This is a genomic window from Lacinutrix venerupis (assembly GCF_003663945.1).
GTDB lineage: Bacteria > Bacteroidota > Bacteroidia > Flavobacteriales > Flavobacteriaceae > Lacinutrix > Lacinutrix venerupis.
The window spans coordinates 1-5,705 of the sequence record NZ_RCCH01000013.1 but is presented as its reverse complement, the minus strand read 5'-3'; the positions used below and the strand labels follow the sequence as shown (position 1 = coordinate 5,705).

2 tRNA genes and 3 rRNA genes are annotated in these 5,705 nt (G+C 44.4%); all 5 read right to left on the bottom strand.

Going from position 1 to position 5,705, the window contains the following annotated elements:
- Positions 1-32: 32 nt before the first annotated feature.
- The 5 genes from rrf to CLV86_RS14080 all read right to left on the bottom strand — a co-directional run bounded on the left by rrf (position 33) and on the right by CLV86_RS14080 (position 5,088).
- Positions 33-140: ribosomal RNA gene (rrf, locus tag CLV86_RS14100) — 5S ribosomal RNA — on the bottom strand.
- Between the two features lie 130 nt (positions 141-270).
- Positions 271-3,091: ribosomal RNA gene (locus CLV86_RS14095) — 23S ribosomal RNA — on the bottom strand.
- Positions 3,092-3,252: 161 nt separating this feature from the next.
- Positions 3,253-3,326, bottom strand: a tRNA-Ala gene (locus CLV86_RS14090).
- 83 nt (positions 3,327-3,409) lie between these two features.
- Positions 3,410-3,483: transfer RNA gene (locus tag CLV86_RS14085), tRNA-Ile, on the bottom strand.
- Positions 3,484-3,568: 85 nt separating this feature from the next.
- A 16S ribosomal RNA gene (locus CLV86_RS14080) occupies positions 3,569-5,088 on the bottom strand.
- Together the 16S, 23S and 5S rRNA genes with 2 tRNA genes alongside form the textbook arrangement of a ribosomal RNA operon.
- Positions 5,089-5,705 lie beyond the last annotated feature (617 nt).

Genomic DNA, 5,705 nt, shown 5'->3' with positions numbered 1-5,705 from the left:
TCCTAAACAAATAAATGTTTAGGACTTTCTAAAAAAGGCGACGACCTACTCTCCCACAAATGTAGTACCATCGGCGCAAATAGGCTTAACTTCTCTGTTCGGAATGGTAAGAGGTGAGCCCTATCGCAATAATCACCTTAAATCTTTCGGTGTATGTAGTGATTTTATCAACTACTTAACCGTATAAAATAACATATTGAAAAAAGTACACTTAAAATGTGTATCAACTTGAAAATAAATAATATATAGTACTTAGTAAAAAAACAGGCGTACAATAAGCCTATGGGTTATTAGTATCACTCGGCTATGACATTACTGCCTTTACACCTATGACCTATCAACGTGGTAATCTCCCACGACCCTTTAAAGAAATCTCATCTTGTGGTGGGTTTCGCGCTTATATGCTTTCAGCGCTTATCCCTTCCCAACGTAGCTACTCTGCAGTGCTCCTGGCGGAACAACAGATACACCAGAGGTTAGTCCAACTCGGTCCTCTCGTACTAGAGTCAGATCCACTCAAATTTCTAACGCCCACTGTAGATAGAGACCGAACTGTCTCACGACGTTCTGAACCCAGCTCGCGTGCCACTTTAATGGGCGAACAGCCCAACCCTTGGGACCTTCTCCAGCCCCAGGATGTGACGAGCCGACATCGAGGTGCCAAACCCCCCCGTCGATGTGAGCTCTTGGGGGAGATCAGCCTGTTATCCCCGGAGTACCTTTTATCCTTTGAGCGATGGCCCTTCCATGCGGAACCACCGGATCACTATGCTCTACTTTCGTACCTGATCGACTTGTAGGTCTCTCAGTCAAGCTCCCTTATGCCATTGCACTCTACGCACGGTTACCAAGCGTGCTGAGGGAACCTTTAGAAGCCTCCGTTACTCTTTTGGAGGCGACCACCCCAGTCAAACTACCCATCAAGCACTGTTCCCACTTTGTGGGTTAGACTCTAGATAAGCAAAGGGTGGTATTTCAACAATGACTCCACAACACCTAGCGATGCTGCTTCAAAGTCTCCCACCTATCCTACACATTACTTATCCAAAGCCAATACTAAACTATAGTAAAGGTTCACGGGGTCTTTTCGTCCCACAGCGGGTAATCGGCATCTTCACCGATACTACAATTTCACCGAGCTCATGGCTGAGACAGTGTCCAGATCGTTGCACCATTCGTGCAGGTCGGAACTTACCCGACAAGGAATTTCGCTACCTTAGGACCGTTATAGTTACGGCCGCCGTTTACTGGGGCTTCATTTGATTGCTTCGCCGAAGCTAACAACTCCACTTAACCTTCCAGCACCGGGCAGGTGTCAGGCCATATACGTCATCTTTCAATTTAGCATAGCCCTGTGTTTTTGATAAACAGTCGCCTGGACCTTTTCACTGTGGCCATCCCGAAGGATGGCGACCTTTCTCCCGAAGTTACAGGTCTATTTTGCCTAGTTCCTTAGCCATGAATCTCTCGAGCTCCTTAGAATTCTCATCCCAACTACCTGTGTCGGTTTAGGGTACGGGCTGCTTCATTCGCTTTTCTTGGAAGTCGATTCGCTAGATTATCACCGCGACCGTAGTCTTAGTGTACTATCGAGGTGTTACCACTCTCTTCAACGCACAATTCCGTCTGTGCGCACTAACTATTCGCCTCCGTCACTTTTAATATGAGCAGGTACAGGAATATTAACCTGTTGTCCATCCACTACCCCTTTCGGGTTCGCGTTAGGTCCCGACTAACCCTCAGCTGATTAGCATAGCTGAGGAAACCTTAGTCTTTCGGAGTGCGGGTTTCTCGCCCGCATTATCGTTACTTATGCCTACATTTTCTTTTGTAGCTACTCCAGCATGCCTCACAGCACACCTTCAACGCCACTACAATGCTCCCCTACCACTTTTACAAGTCCATAGCTTCGGTAATATGTTTATGCCCGATTATTATCCATGCCGAACCGCTCGACTAGTGAGCTGTTACGCACTCTTTAAATGAATGGCTGCTTCCAAGCCAACATCCTAGCTGTCAAAGCAGTTCAACCTCGTTTATTCAACTTAACATATATTTGGGGACCTTAGCTGATGGTCTGGGTTCTTTCCCTCTCGGACATGGACCTTAGCACCCATGCCCTCACTGCTGATTAACATTTTATAGCATTCGGAGTTTGTCAGGAATTGGTAGGCGGTGAAGCCCCCGCATCCAATCAGTAGCTCTACCTCTATAAAACTATAAATCAACGCTGCACCTAAATGCATTTCGGGGAGTACGAGCTATTTCCGAGTTTGATTGGCCTTTCACCCCTACCCACAGGTCATCCGAAGACTTTTCAACGTCAACCGGTTCGGTCCTCCACTGTATGTTACTACAGCTTCAACCTGCCCATGGGTAGATCACACGGTTTCGCGTCTACCACTACTAACTAAAGCGCCCTATTCAGACTCGCTTTCGCTACGGATCCGTGACTTAATCACTTAACCTTGCTAGCAACGGTAACTCGTAGGCTCATTATGCAAAAGGCACGCCGTCACCCCAAAGGGCTCCGACCGCTTGTAAGCGTATGGTTTCAGGATCTATTTCACTCCCTTATTCAGGGTTCTTTTCACCTTTCCCTCACGGTACTAGTTCACTATCGGTCTCTCAGGAGTATTTAGCCTTATCGGATGGTCCCGACTGATTCATACAGGATTACTCGTGTCCCGCACTACTCAGGATACTGCTATCTTACTGCTCTTTACTTATACGGGACTATCACCCTCTCTGGTTAGTTTTTCCAAACTATTCTAATTCATTACAGCTCAAATATTGCAGTCCTACAACCCCAGCAATGCCGTAACATTACTGGTTTGGGCTAATCCGCGTTCGCTCGCCACTACTAACGGAATCACTTTTGTTTTCTTCTCCTCCGGGTACTTAGATGTTTCAGTTCTCCGGGTTTGCTCACCTTACGGTGTAACATGTCTTCAACATGCTGGGTTGCCCCATTCGGATATCTACGGATCAATTTGTATGTGCCAATCCCCGTAGCTTTTCGCAGCTTATCACGTCCTTCATCGCCTCTGAGAGCCTAGGCATTCCCCATACGCTCTTATTTAGCTTATTGTACTATTTGCTTTTTTAATGAGTTACATTACTAATAGCAGCTCGTAACTAACTATTAGTATTTAATATTATTTAAATCATTGAGATAAATCTCAAATCTTTATTTTCATGTATCTTTTTTCAATATGTCAATGAACGTTTTCAACAAATTCATGTTGATTGTGGAGAATATCGGAGTCGAACCGATGACCTCCTGCGTGCAAGGCAGGCGCTCTAGCCAGCTGAGCTAATCCCCCATTTAAAATTCCGAATATTGCATTCAGAACTTAAATATTTAGAATTGACAACTTCTAGAATTTCCTTTTTTTATAGTAGTTAGTAGTCTCAGGCAGACTCGAACTGCCGACCTCTACATTATCAGTGTAGCGCTCTAACCAGCTGAGCTATGAGACTCTACTATAAGTTTATTTTAAATTAACAGCAGGAGAATAAACAATTTTTTCCTTTATTTTAAATTTATTCGGTCGTCTTTCTCTAGAAAGGAGGTGTTCCAGCCGCACCTTCCGGTACGGCTACCTTGTTACGACTTAGCCCTAGTTACCGATTTTACCCTAGGCCGCTCCTTACGGTGACGGACTTCAGGCACTCCCAGCTTCCATGGCTTGACGGGCGGTGTGTACAAGGCCCGGGAACGTATTCACCGCATCATGGCTGATATGCGATTACTAGCGATTCCAGCTTCACGGAGTCGAGTTGCAGACTCCGATCCGAACTGTGATAGGGTTTATAGATTCGCTCCTGCTCGCGCAGTGGCTGCTCTCTGTCCCTACCATTGTAGCACGTGTGTAGCCCAGGACGTAAGGGCCGTGATGATTTGACGTCATCCCCACCTTCCTCACGGTTTGCACCGGCAGTCTTGTTAGAGTTCCCGACATGACTCGCTGGCAACTAACAACAGGGGTTGCGCTCGTTATAGGACTTAACCTGACACCTCACGGCACGAGCTGACGACAACCATGCAGCACCTTGTAAATTGTCCGAAGAAAAGTCTATCTCTAAACCTGTCAATTTACATTTAAGCCCTGGTAAGGTTCCTCGCGTATCATCGAATTAAACCACATGCTCCACCGCTTGTGCGGGCCCCCGTCAATTCCTTTGAGTTTCATTCTTGCGAACGTACTCCCCAGGTGGGTCACTTATCACTTTCGCTTAGCCACTCAAACCGAAGTTCGAACAGCTAGTGACCATCGTTTACGGCGTGGACTACCAGGGTATCTAATCCTGTTCGCTCCCCACGCTTTCGTCCATCAGTGTCAGTTGATTATTAGTAATCTGCCTTCGCAATTGGTATTCTATGTAATATCTATGCATTTCACCGCTACACTACATATTCTAACTACTTCATAATAACTCAAGATAACCAGTATCAAAGGCAATTCTACAGTTGAGCTGCAGGATTTCACCTCTGACTTAATTATCCACCTACGGACCCTTTAAACCCAATGATTCCGGATAACGCTTGGATCCTCCGTATTACCGCGGCTGCTGGCACGGAGTTAGCCGATCCTTATTCTTACAGTACCGTCAAGTCTCTACACGTAGAGGTGTTTCTTCCTGTATAAAAGCAGTTTACAACCCATAGGGCAGTCTTCCTGCACGCGGCATGGCTGGATCAGAGTTGCCTCCATTGTCCAATATTCCTCACTGCTGCCTCCCGTAGGAGTCTGGTCCGTGTCTCAGTACCAGTGTGGGGGATCCCCCTCTCAGGGCCCCTATCTATCGTCGCCATGGTGTGCCGTTACCACACCATCTAGCTAATAGAACGCATAGTCATCTTATACCGTAATCTTTAATATCAACTCGATGCCGAACCGATATACCATGAGGCATTAATCTTCGTTTCCAAAGGCTATTCCTCAGTACAAGGTAGATTCTATACGCGTTACGCACCCGTGCGCCGGTCGTCAGCAGAAGCAAGCTCCTCTGTTACCCCTCGACTTGCATGTGTTAGGCCTGCCGCTAGCGTTCATCCTGAGCCAGGATCAAACTCTTCATCGTTAAATTTTTAAGTGTTTCCACTAATATGCTTAACAACCAAAGAAATTAATTAGTACTCGAATGGTTTATTCTCTTGTTTGTCTCTAACCGTTTCCAGTTAAAAACTTACGCTGTCAATTCAATATGTTTATGAACTTTTATTCTCTATTTTTGATTTGCTAATTCGTTGACTTATTAGCGGGCTGCAAATGTAAAACCCTTTTTTATTCTGTGCAATGTTTTTTTAATTTTTTTTTGAAAATTTTTATTCTCATTTAAACTATTAAAACATTAAAATATCACTGAACTTTTTTGCTCAAAACGTTGGCGTTTTTTGCGGCTGCAAACATACAACCTTTTTTTAATATAAAAAGCTTTTTTGAAACTTTTTTTATTTATTTTTTTTTAACCCTGTTTATGAACGTTGCTTTTGCTTTTACCTCTGTGGCTATAGCGCTAAGCGGCTGCAAATATACAACCTATTTTCTCTTACGCAAGCTTTTATTTAATCTTTTTTTATTTTTATTTTTACAAACACTCTTAAAAGCTTCTAATCAACACATTATACACTCTGTTTTTTTTAAAATTTTATTCTACTATTTGTCCTTATTATATATACACGATTTTTAATGGGAAAA